The 19647-nt window shown below is 35.2% G+C and carries 22 protein-coding genes; 4 read left to right on the forward strand and 18 right to left on the reverse strand.

What is annotated here, in order from left to right; all coding sequences use genetic code 11:
* Positions 1-253 precede the first annotated feature (253 nt).
* Both ACIQ38_RS13760 and ACIQ38_RS13765 read left to right on the forward strand, forming a co-directional pair.
* A complete protein-coding gene (locus ACIQ38_RS13760; RefSeq protein ID WP_402824453.1) occupies positions 254-1714 on the forward strand; it encodes a SulP family inorganic anion transporter in 1461 nt (486 codons plus the stop codon).
* Positions 1715-1736: 22 nt separating this feature from the next.
* On the forward strand, positions 1737-2156 hold the full coding sequence (locus tag ACIQ38_RS13765; RefSeq protein ID WP_402823829.1) for a universal stress protein: 420 nt from the start codon (positions 1737-1739) through the stop codon (positions 2154-2156).
* Between the two features lie 56 nt (positions 2157-2212).
* On the opposite strand, the gene ACIQ38_RS13770 is transcribed toward ACIQ38_RS13765, so the two are convergent.
* The 16 genes from ACIQ38_RS13770 to ACIQ38_RS13845 form a co-directional block, all read right to left on the reverse strand.
* The gene (locus ACIQ38_RS13770) at positions 2213-3328 is read right to left on the reverse strand and encodes a GerAB/ArcD/ProY family transporter (protein ID WP_402823832.1); all 1116 of its coding nucleotides are present in this window, start codon (positions 3326-3328) and stop codon (positions 2213-2215) included.
* A 50-nt stretch (positions 3329-3378) separates the two neighbouring features.
* Positions 3379-4488, reverse strand: coding sequence for a GerAB/ArcD/ProY family transporter (locus tag ACIQ38_RS13775; RefSeq protein WP_402823835.1), 1110 nt, complete (start codon positions 4486-4488; stop codon positions 3379-3381).
* Positions 4489-4520: 32 nt separating this feature from the next.
* A complete protein-coding gene (locus tag ACIQ38_RS13780; protein WP_402823837.1) occupies positions 4521-4745 on the reverse strand; it encodes a hypothetical protein in 225 nt (74 codons plus the stop codon).
* 6 nt (positions 4746-4751) lie between these two features.
* Positions 4752-5939: a Ger(x)C family spore germination protein gene (locus tag ACIQ38_RS13785; protein ID WP_402823840.1), complete on the reverse strand. Its 1188-nt coding sequence runs from the start codon at positions 5937-5939 to the stop codon at positions 4752-4754.
* Positions 5940-5961: 22 nt separating this feature from the next.
* A complete protein-coding gene (locus ACIQ38_RS13790) occupies positions 5962-7566 on the reverse strand; it encodes a spore germination protein (RefSeq protein ID WP_402823843.1) in 1605 nt (534 codons plus the stop codon).
* A gap of 148 nt (positions 7567-7714) precedes the next feature.
* Positions 7715-8521, reverse strand: a complete 807-nt coding sequence (locus tag ACIQ38_RS13795; RefSeq protein WP_402823846.1) for a YitT family protein — start codon at positions 8519-8521, stop codon at positions 7715-7717.
* Between the two features lie 186 nt (positions 8522-8707).
* Positions 8708-9508 (reverse strand): DUF4097 family beta strand repeat-containing protein, encoded by an 801-nt coding sequence (locus tag ACIQ38_RS13800; RefSeq protein ID WP_402823849.1) that lies wholly within the window; start codon positions 9506-9508, stop codon positions 8708-8710.
* A 110-nt stretch (positions 9509-9618) separates the two neighbouring features.
* Positions 9619-10203: a lysophospholipid acyltransferase family protein gene (locus tag ACIQ38_RS13805; RefSeq protein ID WP_402823852.1), complete on the reverse strand. Its 585-nt coding sequence runs from the start codon at positions 10201-10203 to the stop codon at positions 9619-9621.
* Between the two features lie 101 nt (positions 10204-10304).
* Complete coding sequence (locus ACIQ38_RS13810) at positions 10305-11444, reverse strand: hypothetical protein (protein ID WP_402823855.1); 1140 nt, start codon at positions 11442-11444, stop codon at positions 10305-10307.
* A gap of 13 nt (positions 11445-11457) precedes the next feature.
* Complete coding sequence (locus ACIQ38_RS13815) at positions 11458-12717, reverse strand: hypothetical protein (RefSeq protein WP_402823858.1); 1260 nt, start codon at positions 12715-12717, stop codon at positions 11458-11460.
* On the reverse strand, positions 12717-13592 hold the full coding sequence (locus ACIQ38_RS13820; RefSeq protein ID WP_402823861.1) for an ABC transporter ATP-binding protein: 876 nt from the start codon (positions 13590-13592) through the stop codon (positions 12717-12719). The genes ACIQ38_RS13815 and ACIQ38_RS13820 overlap by 1 nt, the downstream gene beginning before the upstream one ends.
* Before the next feature lies 1 nt (position 13593).
* A complete protein-coding gene (locus ACIQ38_RS13825; RefSeq protein WP_402823864.1) occupies positions 13594-14352 on the reverse strand; it encodes a hypothetical protein in 759 nt (252 codons plus the stop codon).
* The gene (locus ACIQ38_RS13830) at positions 14345-14893 is read right to left on the reverse strand and encodes an RNA polymerase sigma factor (RefSeq protein WP_402823867.1); all 549 of its coding nucleotides are present in this window, start codon (positions 14891-14893) and stop codon (positions 14345-14347) included. The genes ACIQ38_RS13825 and ACIQ38_RS13830 overlap by 8 nt, the downstream gene beginning before the upstream one ends.
* 151 nt (positions 14894-15044) lie before the next feature.
* The gene (locus ACIQ38_RS13835) at positions 15045-15929 is read right to left on the reverse strand and encodes an aminoglycoside phosphotransferase family protein (protein ID WP_402823870.1); all 885 of its coding nucleotides are present in this window, start codon (positions 15927-15929) and stop codon (positions 15045-15047) included.
* Between the two features lie 144 nt (positions 15930-16073).
* Entirely contained in the window at positions 16074-16448 is a 375-nt protein-coding gene (locus ACIQ38_RS13840; RefSeq protein WP_402823873.1) for a cytochrome-c oxidase, read from the reverse strand.
* 104 nt (positions 16449-16552) lie between these two features.
* A complete protein-coding gene (locus ACIQ38_RS13845; RefSeq protein WP_402823876.1) occupies positions 16553-17038 on the reverse strand; it encodes a tetratricopeptide repeat protein in 486 nt (161 codons plus the stop codon).
* 92 nt (positions 17039-17130) lie between these two features.
* Between ACIQ38_RS13845 and ACIQ38_RS13850 the strand changes: the two genes are divergently transcribed.
* Positions 17131-17346, forward strand: a complete 216-nt coding sequence (locus ACIQ38_RS13850) for a hypothetical protein (RefSeq protein ID WP_402823878.1) — start codon at positions 17131-17133, stop codon at positions 17344-17346.
* 5 nt (positions 17347-17351) lie between these two features.
* Here ACIQ38_RS13850 and ACIQ38_RS13855 read toward each other — a convergent pair whose 3' ends face one another.
* Complete coding sequence (locus ACIQ38_RS13855; protein ID WP_402823881.1) at positions 17352-18236, reverse strand: GNAT family N-acetyltransferase; 885 nt, start codon at positions 18234-18236, stop codon at positions 17352-17354.
* Between the two features lie 78 nt (positions 18237-18314).
* Between ACIQ38_RS13855 and ACIQ38_RS13860 the strand changes: the two genes are divergently transcribed.
* Positions 18315-18596, forward strand: coding sequence for a DUF2277 domain-containing protein (locus ACIQ38_RS13860; RefSeq protein WP_402823884.1), 282 nt, complete (start codon positions 18315-18317; stop codon positions 18594-18596).
* Between the two features lie 74 nt (positions 18597-18670).
* On the opposite strand, the gene ACIQ38_RS13865 is transcribed toward ACIQ38_RS13860, so the two are convergent.
* The gene (locus tag ACIQ38_RS13865; protein WP_402823887.1) at positions 18671-19645 is read right to left on the reverse strand and encodes an NAD(P)H-dependent flavin oxidoreductase; all 975 of its coding nucleotides are present in this window, start codon (positions 19643-19645) and stop codon (positions 18671-18673) included.
* Positions 19646-19647 lie beyond the last annotated feature (2 nt).

Here is a 19647-nt window from a genome sequence, read left to right on the forward strand (position 1 = left end):
TATGTAAATTTCAACGTTAGTTTGTTCCATATATTAGGATGCTTCAAATTGATCCTGAGAGCATTTTAATTTTTGTTTCGTGAGTAATCTTATGTTAACGATCTCTGAAGGCTAATTCATTAAACATGCCATTATCTATACGATTCTAAGCAAAGTAAATATAAAAAAGTTCAATTTTAGACTAAGAAGTGTTAAACTGATACGATGGATATTTACATACACGAATGGAGAATTAGATGAGGTGAACAATTTAGTGTTAGAAAAAATAAAAAGAGAATGGTTTTCTAATGTGAGAGCCGATATTTTAGCTGGAGCTGTAGTAGCGTTAGCGCTCATTCCAGAAGCAATTGCTTTCTCTATTATTGCCGGAGTAGATCCGATGACTGGATTATATGCTTCGTTCCTAATAGCAGTTACGATTGCCTTCGTCGGAGGCCGTCCAGGGATGATTTCTGCTGCAACAGGTGCAATGGCTCTATTGATGGTTCCACTAGTAAAAGAGTATGGACATGACTATTTACTAGCAGCCACTGTTTTAACAGGCGTGATTCAAATTCTATTTGGTGTTTTTAAAATAGCTAAACTGATGAAGTTTATTCCTCGGGCTGTCATGATTGGCTTTGTAAACGCCTTGGCCATCCTAGTTTTCTTAGCCCAATTACCACATATTCTAGGGGAGTCCACTGTGACATATGTTTTTGTAGGTATTACATTAGTCATCGTGTACGTGCTTCCTCGATTTGTACAATCAGTACCTGCCCCCCTTATTGCGATCATTGTTCTCACAGCGGTTACTTTGTACGCCGGAATTGATATGAAAGTGGTTGGTGATTTAGGAGGAATAACGAAATCTTTGCCGGAATTTTTTATCCCAAATATCCCTTTCAATTTGGAAACACTTGCTATCGTATTCCCCTACTCTATTGCTCTAGCAATTGTCGGTCTATTAGAATCCTTACTAACTGCATCTATCGTTGATGATATGACAGGGACCGATAGTAATAAGAATAAAGAAGCGAAAGGACAGGGTATTGCCAATATAGTTACTGGTTTCTTTGGAGGTATGGCTGGATGTGCGATGATCGGTCAATCGGTGATTAATGTTAAATCAGGTGGGCGCGGAAGACTTTCCACACTTGTCGCAGGTTTACTTTTGATGTTTTTAATCATCGTTCTAGGAGACTTAGTAGTCCAGATTCCTATGTCAGTGTTAGTTGGTATTATGATTATGGTATGTATTGGAACATTTGATTGGTCATCTTTTACGTACCTACGAAAAGCTCCTCGATCAGATGCAATTGTCATGCTAACTACCGTTATTATTGTGGTTGCAACGCATGATTTATCTAAAGGGGTTATTGCAGGGGTTATCTTAAGTGCTGTTTTCTTTGTAGCTAAAATAGCCAAAATAAAAGTGGTAGAAAAAGACCTAAGCGATAATACTACTCAGTTTAATATTGAGGGCCAGTTATTCTTCGCTTCTGTTGAAGATTTTGTAGAAACTTTTGATTTTAATGCGGAAAATAAAACGATCATCATCGACTTCTCTCACTCTCATGTTTGGGACGATTCAGCTGTTGGTGCAATCGATAAGGTAGTTTTGAAGTATCGGGAACAACATAATACAGTCACCATCAAAGGACTAGATTCAAAAAGTGAAAAAATGATACAAAAATTAGCTATTTACAATAAAACGAATACAAATTCCATTTAAATCATTCATGGAGGTGCTTTGAATGTATGAAAAGATTTTGTTAGCAGTCGATGGTTCAAAAAACTCTATTCGTGCTGCGGCTGAAGCTATAAAAATAGCTTCAATGAATTCTGAATGTAAAATTGATATTGTATATGTAGCAGATTTCTCTAAATCAAAAAAGGAGATATTACATACCCAAGGAAAAGAAGAACTCGATTTTTCACGTCGTCAAAAATTAATCCCTGTACAAGATCTGTTACGGAACAAAAATGTCCCTTACACGACAAATATTTTACGTGGTGAACCAGGACCAATGATTATTAGGTACGCAAATGACAATGCATTTGAATTAGTCGTCATCGGTTCAAGAGGATTAAATGGATTGCAAGAGATGGTGCTTGGAAGCGTGAGCCATAAAGTAGTCAAAAGAGTCAACTGTCCTGTGTTAATAGTGAAATAAGTACAAAAATGTACCCTGCCCTTTTAAAAATGGCAGGGTTTTTGCTTTATAAATAGTTAAGGAGAATCAGCATCTTTTTTCAGTTGTTTTTTGCGTATTGCATATACAACTACCATTAAAAGAGGTAAAAGAAGACACATCATTAATGAAAAGTAAATATCAATAGTAGCGTCATAAACACTTTGCTCTATTATATTAGGAAAAATCACAAGCGATAAGACGACGACAATTATACCTAACGGGTACGTTAATGGACGATAATCATTCAAGTGAAATACTTGAGCAAAACCAAGTACACCTGCATAAAAATAAATAACCATCTTAAAATAGAGACAAATAATCCAAAGGGCGGCCATCAGTGCCTCTATGCGGTTTACAAAATTTCCAATGTTTATTTTTTTGGCCAGTTCATAACTCGGAAATCTCTGTAAAGTGGTCATATCACTGCCCAATACTAAAATACACAAGCTGGTGATAATAGTGACAATGAATCCACCTATTAAATTTCCAATTAAAAAGTGTTTCTTAGCAGATTTAGGTTGGTTAATAAAGGCTGGAAAAATCATTAACAAACTAATAGCATTAAGAGATGATACAACAATCAATGGTAGCGATGATTGAACGACTATATTAATATCTGTCTCCAAGACAGGCTGGATGTTTTTAAATTGGACTTCAGGAGCAATAAAGACAACCAGTATAATGAAGAGTAGGAAGAAAACGCCTATAAAAATTTCAGCAGCACGAGCAATAGTTTCAAGTCCAAGACGGACTGCCATTACTAGTATGATCGCAAGAAGAATATTAGTGGCTGCCATTGGCGTATTTGGCATTACATGGATCGTAAGGAATGAACCAGAATAATACAAGAGCATTGCCGCATATAAAAGAGTCATGAAGATAAATAAAAAAGAAAAGATGATACCTATCCATTTCCCAAAAAGCATTACATTCAATTGAATATATGTAAGTTTCGGGAACAGAAGACTTATTTTCGTGTAAAGCCAAACTATCAAAAGTCCGATACCGTTACCAACAATTGCTGCGATCCAAGCGTCTTGTTTTGCATTGGCAGCTAAAGCTGATGGTATAACTAAGATGCTCGTACCGATCGTGAATAATATAACTAAAACTAGAAATTGGTAGGAATTTATTTTAACGTTTGGTAACATATAAGTTCTTCACTTCCACTTTAGTTCAGATTTACCTAATTACAATCCATTTAAGAGTGATTAGGACTTTTTTTCCACTTTTTTCGAATACCATATACAATTACCATCAAAAGAGGTAATAGAATTCCAATCGTAATAGAAAAGTATTTACTAATAGTCGCATCAAATTTTTGTTGTTCCATAACGTTAGGAAAAATCACGAGTGATAAAACAATGGCAATCATTCCAAACGGATACGTTAGAGGACGATAATCTTTCAAGTTTAAAACTTGTGCTAATCCATAGACCGATGCGTAGAAATAAAGAACCATCTTATAATAAAGACAAATAATCCAAAGAGCAGCCATCAGGGCCTCTATTCGGTTTATAAAATTTCCAATGTTTATCATTTTGGCTAAACCATAGCCAGGGAACTCCTGTCTTGCAGTTAAATCAACACCCAATACCAAAATACACAAGAATGTGAGGATAATCATGATAAATCCCCCTATTAAATTTCCAAATAAAAAAGAGTTCTTAGCAGATTGAGGTTCGTTTATAAACGCAGGGAAAATCATTAGTAAACTAACAGCATTAACGGAAGAAACAACGATCAAAGATAACGATGATTGAGCAATACTCTTAATATCTGTATCGAATACAGGTTGAATGTTTTCAAATTCAATCTCAGGGGCAATAAAAATCACTAGTATAATAAAGAGTAGGAAGAAAATGCTGATCAAGATTTCTGCAGAACGAGCAATAGTTTCTAATCCAAGACGAACTGCCATTACCAATATTATCGCCATCAAAATATTTGTAGCCACCATCGGAGTATTTGGCATTACATGGATCGTAAGGAATGAACCAGAATAATACAAGAGTATCGCAGAAAATAAAAGAGTCATGAAAATAAATAAGAAAGATAAGATGTTACCAATCCATTTTCCAAAAAGCATTTCGTTCATCTGAACAAAGGTGAGCTTAGGAAACCAAAGGCCTATTTTTGCATATAACCATACAATCAATAGTCCAATCCCAGTACCAATTATTGCAGCAATCCAAGCGTCTTGTTTCGAGTAGGTGGCTAAAGCCGATGGTACAGTCAAGATGCTCGTACCAATGGTAAAGAAGATAACTAACACCAGAAATTGGTAGGAATTTATTTTAACGTTTTGCATAATATAATCTCTCACCTTGCTTTCTATTTCACTCAACGAGTTATTTCTTCATGTAATGGCTGAAAAATGAAAGTTAGAAGATCAATTGGGTTCGGAATAGCTTTTCCAAAGCTATATGCAATACCTAGCCCAACTCCAGTAGCAAGAAGAATAGAAAACACAATCAATTCCTTTTTATACTTTTTTTCCACGAGTGATGGAACTTCAATAAATAAGATAACTGCAGCTACTAGGAGTATTCCTACGCTTTTCAGCATAATTAGTTAGTCCTTCCTTTTATCTAGTACAGAATTATTCACCGTACCAGTTTTCTGAATTTTCACATCCACTTTAACATTGACTAGCAAGTCAGAAAAATGCTGATCCCACTGCTTTTTCATTGTTCTCCATTCTTTCGGATTGGATCGATGGATAGCATCACCAAATCCAAAAATGTCTGTCTCATATTTTTCTTGTACGCTTTTAATAGAATGACTAATCGTATCTTCTACTGCAGTTTCGTAAGCTTTCTCTAGAATTCTAATCGATTCAGGTTTAGTAAGATCTATTTGGCATTCTATAGCACCTACATTTGCCTCTATTGTAGATAGGACATTCACTTCTGGACTTCCATTTTTAACATTTCCTTTAACTTTTGTTTTGAAACGAAGGACCTCTATATCTGCTTTTCCACCTTCTGGGCATGAAACTGTACCTACCGTATCTTTCACTTGATTTATGATGCCATTATAGCCTCTACTTTCATCCTCTGTTAACCAGCCAATTAGTTTATCATCTTTAAACACTGCTAAATCATCTAGCTTAATACTTGCAGCTGGAGTAATGGTTTCCACATTCTGTTTGCTTGATCCTAATTCCTGCTTTCCTATGATTAAAATTCCCGTTAACACAGCCTCTTTACCGTCACTTCTTAGATCTACTATCAGCTCATCTAATGTAACTCCTACCGTAGCTGCCCAGTTTTCTTCAGAAACTTTAAGAGTGTTAAATATTTTATTGGCTGGTATGGTTTCTAACGGTGTTTGGACATTCAAAATTTGTTCGGCTGTAGATTCCCTAGCTATAGCAACGTAGAAATCCGATCGTAATTCCCAATCTCTTGATATCAAATCTAAGGGATCTCCAATTCCTTCTTTGGCTAATGATTCACTTATTACAAGTATCCGAAGATGTCCAGGATACATTTTTCTAGACAAGCCTTTAGTCATTTTTCGAATAGCTTCATACACTGTTTCTCCTTTTGCTTGAATAAGAGTCACTGGTGATCCCCCTTTTCCTCCGCTCATAGAGACTTCAGAAGGTACAACGACTTGAGCAGAGACTAAATATTCGTCATCTGATTTATCAATTCCTATCGCCAGTGTTATAGCTAGCTCATTTAATTCCCTTCTATTCCAACAACCCGTCAGAAAGATACTAAGAATCAATAATATGAAGATCCCTCTTTTCATTGACTAATCCCCTAACTATCTCTTATAGTTTTTTTTCAGGTTCTGGCTTTGCAGAGGCTGGATTTTGCTGTTTCTTTGTATTTTCTTGATTAATTAAATGAGTCCGTGTGAACATTTTCCATATAGGTAATCGAACAAATGTATCCTTTTGTCCAGCAATATTAAAAGGGGCTATTGGGTACATATATGGAATCCCGAACGAACGTAAACTACATAAATGCAAAATGAGCGCAATTAAACCAACAGTGATTCCAAATAATCCAAACGAAGCAGCGAGCCCCATAAATATAAAACGCAAAATTCTGACGGACATTGCCATGTCGTAAGTAGGAGAAACAAAACTAGCAATAGCTGTTATAGACACCACGATTACCATCGCTGCGGAAATCATACCTGCTTCCACTGCTGCTGTTCCAATCACAAACGCCCCTACAATTGACATGGCTGAACCGATAGCTCTTGGCATTCTTAAACCAGCTTCTCTCAAGACTTCAAAGGTGATTTCCATTATAAGAGCTTCAATAAATGCTGGAAAAGGGACTCCCTCTCGTTGGGCCGCTAGGTTAATAAGAAGTGCAGTAGGTATCATCTCGTGATGAAAAGTAGTAGCCGCTATAAATAAAGCAGGGGCAAGTAATGCAATCAAAAACGAAAAAAATCGAAGGATTCGAACAAGACTGGTAAGATCAGCACGCTGATAATAATCTTCTGAAGATTGAAAGAATTCAACGAATAAGGCAGGAACGGTCAACACAAATGGTGTACCATCAATTAATATAGCTATTCTACCTTCCAATAGGGCTGCAGCTACTACATCAGGTCGTTCTGAATTATAAACCGTTGGAAAAGTGGACATTTGTGCATCCTGAATCAATTCCTCAATATTACCACTTTCTAGTATTCCATCAATGTCAATTCGATCTAATCGCAAACGAAGTTCTTCCACTACTTTGTCATTTGCAATACCTTGGATATACATCACTGCAATGTTCGTTTTCGTACGTCTTCCAATGATTCTGCTTTCCATCCAAAGATTCGGATCTTTTATTTTTCGCCGTATCAAAGCTGTATTTATACGGATATTTTCTGAAAAGGCTTCCCTTGGACCTCTTATTACAGTTTGGGTAGTACCTTCTGTAACTCCCCGCTCAGCCCAACGTTTATTACCTATCACAAGCCCTTCCGAATAACCATCTATCAGAAGAATTACATCCCCTGATAAAAGGGAGGTAAATAACACATCAAATTCAGTTACATTTTTTATTTCTCCTACGGTCATGGCCAAATCTTTTAATGTATTCATTAGTTTTGGGTTAGGAGTTAGCTCACTATCTACCTCTGTATCTTTTATTTCTATCATCAATGTCTCCATAATGAAGTGTTGTAACGAGGGTGCATCGCTTAATCCGTCCGTATACATGATACCTGCTTTAATGGTCCCTTCATTTCCTATTAGAATCTCACGAATAACAATATCAGTACTTTCACCGAGCGTATCCTTTACTGTCTTTATATTATCTTGAAGGTTCGTTTTTAATGTTTGTTTTTCATTGGTCTCCTTCTTTTGACTCTGGGAAGGAGTTGTGGATTTTAACTGATTATTTTTCTTCTCATAAAAAAATCCCATAGTATCCCTCTTTTACAGTAAATAGTTAAGTAAGTGACTTCCTTAGTTTGTCCAAAATTATGTGAAAATAACCCTTTCATCAAGAAATAAAAAAAGCCGACATTCCTAATAGGAACATCAACTTTTTTACTGGTAATAACTATAATACCTAATTTCTAGCGAATTCACCAACGACTTCAACCGTCTCAAATATATTGATAAATGCTTTTTCATCATGTTTACGAACGATTTGTTTAATCTGCATTGTTTCATAGCGAGTAACGACGGTCATTAAAATTTGTTTCTTTTCTTTAGTGAACCCACCGTACCCATCAGTTATTGTAATACCACGATAAATGGATTGCGTTAACTCTTGTCGTATAAGTTCCCCTTGTGTTGTCACAATTTGCATCGTCAGCTTTTCATGATTCGTAAAAATTGTATCAACCATTTTCCCAGATAAATAAATAGCGAGTAATGTGTATAGTGCAATTTCCCAATTAAAAACAGCACCAGAAATGAGGACGATAATTCCATTCATTCCTGTTAATAGTAAGCCAACACTTATATTGCTTGACCTGGAAACAATAATAGCTATAATATCTAACCCACCAGAAGTTCCGGAGTACTTAAGAATCATTCCAACACCAAGTCCACTAATAATCCCACCAAAAATAGCAGAAAGCAGTATATTATCTGTAATCGATTCGGCTGGTATAAAGTATAAGAAAAGCGAAAGAGAAATAACACAAATGAGCGTATTAATCGTAATTTTTTTACCTAATTTAAAATAACCTAGAATGAGTAATGGTAAATTTAGTACAAAGTTTAATACCCCTGTATCAAAAGGTGTAATTATTCCAAGTAAAATAGCAATCCCACTAATTCCACTGCTAAGTATTCCGTGTGGAACTAAAAAACAATTGAAGCCAAAAGCGATAATTAACGATCCTACAATAATGATTAAATTTTTCATGAAATGTATATCCTTTCCGTCAAATTCATCAAAAAACTCGTCCCGTAATTAGGACGAGTGTATACTTTTATTTTATAGTTTGTTTCTTCATATAATACATATAAGAATAAATTTATCAGAATTAGCTTGGCAAGTCAATGTTATGGAAAACCGATTGAGTAATTCTCTCAATCGATTTTAAAAAACTTATCTTTTTTTCACAGTTATTTTTCCATTATCGCTTTCTAGGTTAATCTTATTAACTCCATTACCAAATTTGGTTTGTTTATTATCTACTCCAAAAACATCTACTCTCCCATTATCTACTTTTACATTAATGGTAGCATTGGTCGGTTCTGTATCGGTTTGGACTTCGATTAATCCATTATCAGTTTTCAAATCAATTGTTCGATCTAAGTTAGACGTAGTTAAAATGATTCGACCATTATCCGTTTCTGCCTCTATGTCGCCATTTACTTCTTGCATCAGGATTTGCCCATTATCTGATTTAACGCGAACATTTTGTGCATTGATATTTTCTAAGTTAATCATGCCATTGTCTGTTTCTAAATCGATTTTTTGAATATCCATATCATGCACATGAATCTTCCCATTATCGAGTTCTGTTTTAAGTTCCTTATATTCTTTTTCTGGCACATGTATCGTTAATTCGATAGAATGAGGTCCGAATCCGAAATGGAAAAAATTCCATCTTTTCTCCTTTAACGCAACGAAAAGGGTATCTCCCTTCACTTCTGCTTGGAAGCGATAGTTAAACTTCTTTCTGATTTTTCCTGTATACTCTACTTTTGTATTCGATTCTTTGGTCGGCAGAATTTCTACGGAAGCATTGCCAGATTCCACTTGTATATTCGTATAATTATTTTCTTTTACAACGATTTCATCTGATTTATCTACAAATGTGTCCTTTAAATTGAGGATAATACTTATAGCTGCTCCAGCTAGTAGAACAAATAAACAGATGACCGCCACTTTTTTCAGTCCCATTTTTTAACCTCCATTTTTCTTACTTGTTACATCTTATTATATAGCACTTTGAACATATGCAAATGGTCTGGAGCAGTGACTTTATCTAAGGCTTGAGGCGTATAAAGAATCTAGGAGTAAAATATTTGATTTTCTAGTAAGTTCGTTTTTTCATTTAAGAGTTCCGTATAGGATGCCAATTCCTCTTTGTTTGTTGTTTTTATGTATATAGGTTCTCCAAATATGATGGTAGCTTTTTTCATATTCCGCAACTCTCTTAAAGTTCTTGGTCCAACATATAATGCAGGAACAATTGGTGCTTTTGATAGGTTACCAATAGTTACAGCACCTCTTTTTAAAGGGGCTCCTTCTGACGCTCTAGTGCCACTTGGGAATATGCCAACAACTTCTCCAGATTTCAAAAGCTTTACCGGCTGTTTTATACTACTCGGTGACGGATTTTCTCGATCAACCGGAAAAGCATTTATGCTGCGTAAAAATCGCCCGATCACTTTGTTTTGGAACAACTCTTTTTTCGCCATAAAATGGATGGGCTTTGGCACACACATCCCTAAAATGACAATTTCCAACCATCCTCTATGCGTACAAGTGACGATATAACCTCCATCCTTTGGTAATAAATGCTCGTTTTTCATTTCTACTTTTCCAAATAAACGTACAACCAGTTTTGCAACCGATAACGTGAAATTGTACATAGTCATCACCTTTATTAGCTAGTTTTAGTATCTAGTACTAATTATACTGTGGAAGAATTAAAAATACCAGACCATCAATAGGCCTGGTATTTAATACATTCTTATTCTAAAATACTTCTCTTTTTCTCCCGCTTCCACATATATACCAAGAGCCCAATCCCAATAACGAACATCAATGAATAGGCAGTTGGTACAAGCCACTGTGGAATCCAAATACTAATGATTAACGTAATCAAATACAATAACCCATATCCAATAGTCCCAGCAAGAATAGGTACTTGCACACCAATTAACACAATATAGTTTGGTACAATACTCGAAAATACCATAGCAAGTAGGGCCACGATAAATCCTAGTGCATAAATTGCCACTATATTTAAAACAATAAATTGGAAGAATGTTGGATCATACCAACTATATTCCCCGATAAACATATGAACTGGTACTTTAAAATACATAGATGTATTATTTAACGAATATAAACTTAGATACACGATCAGTAATGTAGTAATAAGCAAAAATGTTGAAATCAATCCTGCCGCTATCTTTATTTTATATAAATTACGTCCTTTTTTAGAAGCATATTGTACATAAAGCAGCTGTGCCTTTCTATCCTTTAGAAAGATTGGTGAGATAAATAATACTGCACTGATCATAATGGTAATGGCAACGGAGAGTATAAATGACATAAAATTTGAAATAACCACCTCTGTATATACACCATATAGACCTTTTTCTTTCATTTCATTAAAACGTTCTTTTTGCCATACTTCAGCATCATTAAAATAATTCTCTATGATTACTTCTTTCATTTTGTAAAAATCGAGCAGGCTTTCTCTGGCTTGAAGCTCCCATACAATGTCTACACTTTCTTCAAAAAATAGTTTGCCATGCAGTGCGTATTGTTCATCATTTTCATGATCCATATTTCGGAACTTTTCATAAGTATCTACCCCCGCTTCTACAAATTCAGGTCTTTCTTGTAGAAACTGATCCATTTCCTTCACTTGCATTTCATACGTTTTCTTAAAATCTTCAAATTCAGTTTCATCCATATGCGTTCCATATTTTTCAATCATTTCAATACCGATGCGATAAGAATCCAGAGATGGTCTTCCATTTGGAAAATGTTCAATATCGAACTCAATCAATAGAAAATATAAGATAGCATTCACAATAAAGAGCAAAAGAAGCATTTTCCAAGTAATTATTTTCTTCAGTTCATTCCATAAAATTCTCAAAATACGCTTCCCCCTATTGGATCTCTTGCTTATTAAAGCATTTCAATGCAAACACACTTGTAGCTAGTACAATGAATGTCCAAATAATAATCGTAATAACTTCAAAATACTGAAACATTGTGCCCAGTCCACTTTGTCCACTAAAAAGCATATGTGGATTTAATACAATAACGGATAAGTTAAAAGCTGTAATAATAATGAAGATAGAGGAAGTAGGCATAAAACCTGTCATTAAATATCCAACTGCAAAAAATATGGTAAAAATAAAAAAGGTGAAATAGCTATTCTTTACGAAAACGGAAATAACAAATGCAATGGCTGAAAAAAGCAGCATGCAGCTATACAAAACTAAAATAACGAGCAAAAGAAATTTTATAAAGGGCATATTCCACCAAGTTATATACGGTAGGTTATATTCCCAATTTAACAAACTACTAATGGAACTATTCCAGAGATGTGCATAGTCAAAAACACTAAAGTAAGTCCCTAATGTAACTGCGAGCAATAGGAAACTAATAATCGAAGAAACGATAAGTGAAGCAATAAGCTTATTCTTCATGAAAGCTCTTCCTTTTTTAGTTGAATAGCTTAAAAGATGCGTTTTATTTTCAAATTCAAAGTTTGTAATAAAGGCAGTTGCTAATACAATTAGAACAAGCGATTCAAATACAAGGGGTCTGAAAAGGCTCCTAAACAAAAAGCTATGCATTCTATATGGGTTCCCAGCAAAAGCCCATTGTTTATATTCTCCGCTTTCCTTTATTTCTTCCAATCGGACGGATAGTTTCTGATACTCCTGTTTAGTCATTTCGGCTGCTTTCCCACTTAAGCTATACATGTTAATGGTGCCTTCTGCCATTTCCTCGACAGATAGCTTGTTATATTCCGTCTCCATATTTTTCGCTATATTTAGGTACATTTCTTTTAATTCAAGGTCGTGAAAGAATGCTCTGTCTTTTTCGCTATAAGCGTTGTAGACTTCCCAAGACGTTTGTTCCAAAAACTCATATATACTGGTAGAATTCGTACGAGTCATTTTTTGTAACTGCTCCACATCTTTTTGAATATCTTGTTCGAACAGTTGTAATGATTCATCTGTAATTTGCAAACCATAAGTATCCGCTAGATGATTGGCCACCTTTAGTTCATTTTTTATATGACTGTTACTCATGATGAGAAATATATTAAAAGCAGAAAACACTAGAATTAGCACTAAAAATATAGGCGATTTCCATACTTTTTGACATTCATTCCAAATGATTTGTCGATTCATCATCCTTCACCTTGCTCATTGTCTCGATATTCATATAAAAATACGTCTTCTAGCTGTGGATTTAATTTTGTCCATCCAGTCTCTGTCTCTCCTTTATGAACAAAACGAATAATCATGTTTTCTCTATCCTGTTTTTCAGAAAGGATTGTATACTGTGTTCGAAAGGAATCTAATGACTCATGTTTGATAGACGTTTCGTATACCGACCCATCCAGTGTTCTACAAATATTTTCCACGCTTTCGTTATAAAGAAGATGTTGGTTTTTAATCATGATCACTTTGTTAGCAATCGATTCAATATCAGACACGATATGTGTGGAAACAATTACAATCCGGTCTCTAGCAAGCTCTGACAATAGCTGGCGGAAGCGTGCTCGCTCTTTTGGATCTAATCCGGCAGTTGGTTCATCTAAAATAAGAATAGCTGGATTATTTAATAAAGACTGAGCGATTCCTACACGCTGAATCATCCCACCTGAAAACTTGCGCATTTTTTTATTGGCTACCTCCCTAAGTGCCACTTTTTGCAATAAGTCTTCAATAATAGGCAATGTTTCTTTTTTACTCATTCCTTTTAAGGCAGCTAAATACAATAAATATTGTTTAGGAGAATAGTTTTTATAATAACCAAATTGTTGCGGCAAATAACCGAGAAGCGTTCGGTACGATTCATCCATCTCGAGAATATTTTTGCCGCTGTATAAAATTTCTCCTTTTGTCGGAAAAATTAAAGTCGTCAGCATTTTAATAAGTGTGGTCTTTCCAGCACCATTGGGAGCCAGTAAACCATATAGCCCATTTGTAAACTCTAAATTTATATTATCCAGCGCTAAAAAATCGCCATATTTTTTCGTTATATTTTGGACAACAAGCATATTAATAAGCACCTTCCTTTTGTTTATAATGAATCAATCTATTTAAAAATCTTACATATAAAAAAGCAGTACAAATGAAGACAAATCCATATACGAATAGTGGTAATTGAATAAGTACCCCTGTGTGTAATTCTTTATTAATTGCATTAAAGACTAGATTTCCAATAAACCAAACAACCACCGCAGTAATCATCGTTAGGAAAGAATGTCTTCGCATGAAGGAATACAAGAAAAGAATCGAAAACAAAAATAAGCCCGTAGTAGAAATCATAAACGCTCTCATAAAATCGATTTGCTCATAAAACATCGCCATTAGTAAAATCGCAATTGTATTAATGAAAATCGACAGAACACTAAAAGTGAGCATTCGAAAAGCAATAATTTGAAAAACATTATATTTACATGTCATTTCTACCTCAAATGTTGTATTCATCACTTTCGTCATGTATGTATACAGAGAAAAAACGAGAAATACGATGGGGGAAAATAGAAAAATAAAAGCATATAAATCTTCTACTTTATAAATGGCCTTGTTAGCGCTGAAAATATAAGTACTGAGTAAAATGATCACCGTAAACAATGTAAATACATATCCTGCACGATTCGAAAATAAATGACGAAGCCCAATTTGCTTATACATGGATTTTATAAAGGTAAGAAAGGATTCCTTTGGTTTCACGCCTTCTTTCACAATTTTTTGGATCTGTTGTTGCATAATCTCTTCACTTGGCAAAGGCACTTGAAACTTTTCTTTACTCATAAAAATGCTCCTTCATCGCATGTCGTATTCGTTTTAATGCCGTGTAGTATTTTGTTTTTACAGTGGATAAAGGTATGGTAGCCATTGCTTCAATTTCTTGAAAAGTATATTCCCCGAAAAGTTTGAGACGGACAATTTGTTGGCTAGCGGCATCTAGTTCATTTAAAAATGAGTTCACTTTTTCATACTCTTCTTTATATTCAAGGGAAATGACTATATTTTGCTCATCTTGAAACTCATATTCTTCGATTGGTTGCTCTTTTTGCGTATATTGATAACTTTTAGAGCGAAAATAATCGACAAGACGGTTCGAAGCTAGCTTATACAGCCATGTTCGAAAAGAAGCCTTTTTGTCATCAAAATGATGAATAGACTTAAGAACACTAATAAAAATTTCTTGCGTTAGATCCAAGGTTAGCTCCTTATCTAACGTTTGTTTATAAATGAATGCATACATTTCTTTGTAATACTTGGCTATTAATTTATTTGCTGCTTCCTCACTTGCACTTCGTTTTATCTTTTTTATCCAAAATCTTTCCATATTTGCGCTTCACCACATGCTTCCTTCGTCATTATTGCCGTCTCATCTATATATTCGAGTTTAGTTCGAAAATAGTTTGCTAGTTTTTAAAAATATTTTTATCTATAAAAATAGACTGCTCACTTCATAATTGATTAAGTGAGCAGTCTTTTCATTTATTATACCATTTTGGAATAAGTAACCTAAATTCGTCAAACTGATCTATTGTAAATCGGGTATACGTTTGAAACCTCTCCTTCTGATTCATGCCCCCCTCGTGTCCCCAAACTTCTGCAAAGACAAGATGCATTGCCGCATATAATCGATGCAACTCCCAAAATGAATTGGGAATGCGCTTTTTATCATGGTACCCATCCACTACACCACATGCATAAGCCCGGCTTAATTGGACATTAAAATACTCCATCTTGTAAAATTCATTGATCGGATCCGCATATCTAATCTTTTGCATATCAATTAAACCTGTAAAACGATCTTCATGGATTAATATATTACCAGGATGAAAATCATAATGTTGAACACAGCTAGGCCGATTTTTTAATAAGTGCAAATTATCTTGTATAAATGGCAAGATGCTCTCATAATTTGGATGCCTACTAACTATTTCTTCAAAACGAGCTTTTTGATTGTCAAATCTACCTCTCCAAGTCTCTTCCCAACTTAGGTATTCTTTCGGTGCTGTTATGCTATGTATATTCTTTAGTGCATTTCCTACTTGAAGTCCAATTTCATATTGAACTTTAGGATTATTTTTTGGTAAAGCAACATACCCATTTTCACCAATCATATAGTCGAGAATCATATAAGCTTTATTTTCATAAACACCTACATCATACACATATGGAATACGAGCATCCAAAGCATGTGCTGCATTTGTAAGTTTCGCTTGCTCTACTAATTTACTACTATCAGATGTTGGAGAAATGCGAAGTAAATATTTTTGATCGACGCACCATTTTTCATCGTCTGAAAAACCTTCATCTATTAATTGAAAGGAAATGCATTTACGTAGAAAGGGTATTTTAAGCTTGTCCATTTGAGTCCTCCTTCAATTGGAATTATTTGAGCAACGAGTTTCACTTTACTATATTTTCAGTTATTTCACAATCATTATATAAAAACAAAAAGCCGCTCCGCTATTCGTCAATGGAACAACAGATCGGCATTTTCTTCTATTCGATTAATTAGCAGATCGTACGTTCATGAACACATTAATAGCGAATATAATTGCACTAAACACGACAAGCACCCCACCGATTGCCGTAAACACAGTCGCCACTTCTGCGCCATTCAAAATGAGTACCGTAAGTGCAATCATCATTAACGGGAGTCCGATATTCGCACTCCAAAAATGTAATTTTGCATACATATTGTTGCTCGTGCTAGGAAATAAATGATACACAAAACCGGCTAATGCAAATGATGCCCATCCTAAAAGATTGACATGCACATGCACCCCTTTTAATGCATAATCGTGTGCCATCGACATGTACAAACCTAACAGAACCCCAATGACAAAATAAAGGACCGAAATCTTGATAAAGCGGATAGCCATGCCTACCTTTCCCCTTTCTCATAATAGAATAATTAGTTCTATATATTCTATTTGCGAAAGAAAATGAGTATGCTTGTTTTGTAAAATAATGGGGTTGTCCTTTCCTATTCCCAAACGTCATTTAGCTTTTCGGAATAGAAGCGAATTGCTCTTTCATAATTCATAATTTCCTTATCAGAGGTAGTATCCACTAAGCATTTTATTAATAATTCCATAGCCTGAGAATGTTCATTTAAATTGTATAAAGTCATAGAATAAAAAACTTGGATAGCTCTATTGCTTGGAAATAATTCGACTGCTTTCACAAATACATTTTTAGATTTCTCATATTCCCCTAATGTTCGATATGTACTTCCTAAACCTAACAAAGCTCCTTGCAAATCCCCATCAGGAAGTCCTAATTCAATAGCATCCTCATAATAAGGCACAGCTTTGGATTCTTCTCCTAATATATCAAAACTCCAAGCACATTGGTAATGGAGCAATGCATCATCCGGATTATTTTCCAACATTTTTAATAGTAAAATGTTGGATTCTCTCAACTTCCCCTCTTGTCGTAAAATAATGGCTTGATTTACTTCTTTTTTCATTCATTTTCCCCTTTTTCCAAAACGTTTAGACATTTCAAAGGTATTTCACCCTTTTGTATAGAATATATATTTAAAAAGGAGTGAGTGTTCCGATGAATTTGATGAGTATCATTTTCGCATTTATCTATCTACTGCTTTTCTTATTTGTTGTATATAAAATGTTTAAAATTAAACGCATCCCTTCTAATCGGTATACACCTTTTGATGACATAATGACAGGAAATAACCCGGATATTAAACAAGAAAAAAGAATTCAGGATACGAAGCATGAAACCGAGTACGAGGAAAAAGTAACTAATACTCAATAATTCTTTTACGCTAAATTCTTTTCATAATGAACGAGCTCATGTACTTCTTTAAATCCTGCCGCTTTATACAAATGGATAGCCTTTTTATTATCTTTTGCAACACTCAACGAAATTTCTTTGATTTCATTGAAAGCAAAAAGATAGGTCAATGCTGCTCGAAGCAATTGAGTTCCAATTCCTTGTTTTCGATAATGATCCGATACAGCAATATATTCAATCTTCCCTTCTTGATGCTCCGGGCTTGCTTCTATATAAACATATCCTTTGATTGTACTATTAGTATCCGTCATGACTAATAATTGATTTTGAGCATTTAATCGGTTAAGAATTTCTTGTGCACTGAAGTATGTATTAGGAAAAGCAGTTTCATGAAGACTCGTGAAAGAATTATTGTATAAAAATTCATATGATTTGACTTGTTCTAGATTGACCTCGCCTAAATCATTACGTGAAGCTTTTAAGATTAAGTGATTGCCCTTATGAATAGCTTGCATTTTTAATGCAAATTGCTGTGCGAATCTATTCTTTTCATTTGCGAAAAAGGAAAACTCTTTCGCTTGGAAATGAGACAGTTCATTCACTTTTTCCCATAACGCTTCTGCAAGACCTGGATAAGCCATTTCATTATTTATGTAAGGTCCCCATACTTCTGCACTTTTACTTTCCCTGTCCAGATCAAGTCCTAATGCACCAATTATTTCTTCCTTTTCATATGCAACTACAAAAGATTGAGAGATATCTATATCAGAGAACTCATGGAGTAGCGTATGCGCAATCTCTTCCTTCATTTCTCCACAATAACCAATATGGCTTTCTGGTTTATTGTTCATTTTTTCTAAAAAAAGGGATAGCTTTTCAATATCGGTAGGTGGGCTTAATATTATATTCATCCTTTTTCACCCTCTTTCCTTACATTTGTTACGATATGATACAATCAATAAAAAGACAAATCAATCGAGGAGAACATTATGTGCAGAAATATAAAAACACTATTTAATTTTGAGCCAACCGCAACAGACGACGAGATTTACGCAGCTTCCCTTCAATATGTACGTAAAGTTTCTGGATTTAATAAGCCTTCCAAAGTCAACGAAGAAATTTTTCAAAAAGCTGTAGAAGAAGTGGCTATTATTACTAGAAATTTGCTAAACTCCTTGCAGACTAGCGCAGAACCTCGGGACCGAGAAGTGGTAGCGGAACAAGCTCGGGCAAGAAATGAAAAAAGATTTGGAAGTGGGAGTATTTCCTGAATAAAGCAAGAACTATATAGAGCTACTCAAAAAGGAGCAGCTCTATATTAGATGAATTTCCAAATGTTCCAAAATCAACCATTCCTCACGACACTACGGCTAAATAGACTGTCTCTTGCCTCCAAATATTCCTTATCAAGTTTGTCTACAAATTTTGCTGCACTAGAAATTTCATTGATAGCACCAACACCTTGACCGCTTCCCCAAATATCCTTCCATGCCTTTGCTGACGTTTCTCCAAAATTCATCTTAGACGGATCACTTTCCGGTAAATTATCTGGGTCTAATCCTGCTGCTTGAATGGAAGGTTTTAAATAATTTCCGTGTACACCGGTGAAAAGACTGCTATATACAATATCATCAGAAGTGGCGTCAACAATAGCTTGCTTATAGCTTTCAGATGCACGGGCTTCATTTGTTGCAATGAACGGTGAGCCAATATAAGCAAAATCTGCTCCCATCGCTTGTGCAGCAAGGATAGAACCTCCCGTCGCAATCGATCCGGATAAAGCAAGCGGACCATCAAACCATTGTCGTATTTCTTGCACTAAAGCAAAAGGACTTTTCACTCCAGCATGACCGCCAGCTCCTGCAGCAACTGCAATAATCCCATCTGCACCTTTATCGATTGCCTTGTGTGCGAATGTATTATTGATCACGTCATGCAGAGCAATTCCTCCATAGCTATGTGCAGCTCCAAATATCTCTTCACGTGCACCTAACGATGAAATAATAATGGGAACTTTATACTTCACGCACAATTCCATGTCATGTTCTAACCGGTCATTTGACTTGTGAACAATTTGATTGATTGCAAATGGAGCAGCCGGACGATCAGGGTTTTTCGCATTATATGCTGCCAGCTCCTCTGTGATTTCTGCCAACCATTCATCCAGTAAGGAAGCGGGCCTAGCATTTAGTGCAGGCATTGATCCAACAATCCCTGCCTTACATTGCTCTATGACAAGCTTAGGATTACTTATAATAAATAAGGGTGCTCCGATTACAGGTAAGCGTAAATTCTGAAGTACTGACGGAATTTTTGACATTT

It is taken from the genome of Psychrobacillus sp. NPDC096389 (assembly GCF_044762855.1).
In the GTDB taxonomy this organism is placed as follows: Bacteria; Bacillota; Bacilli; order Bacillales_A; family Planococcaceae; genus Psychrobacillus.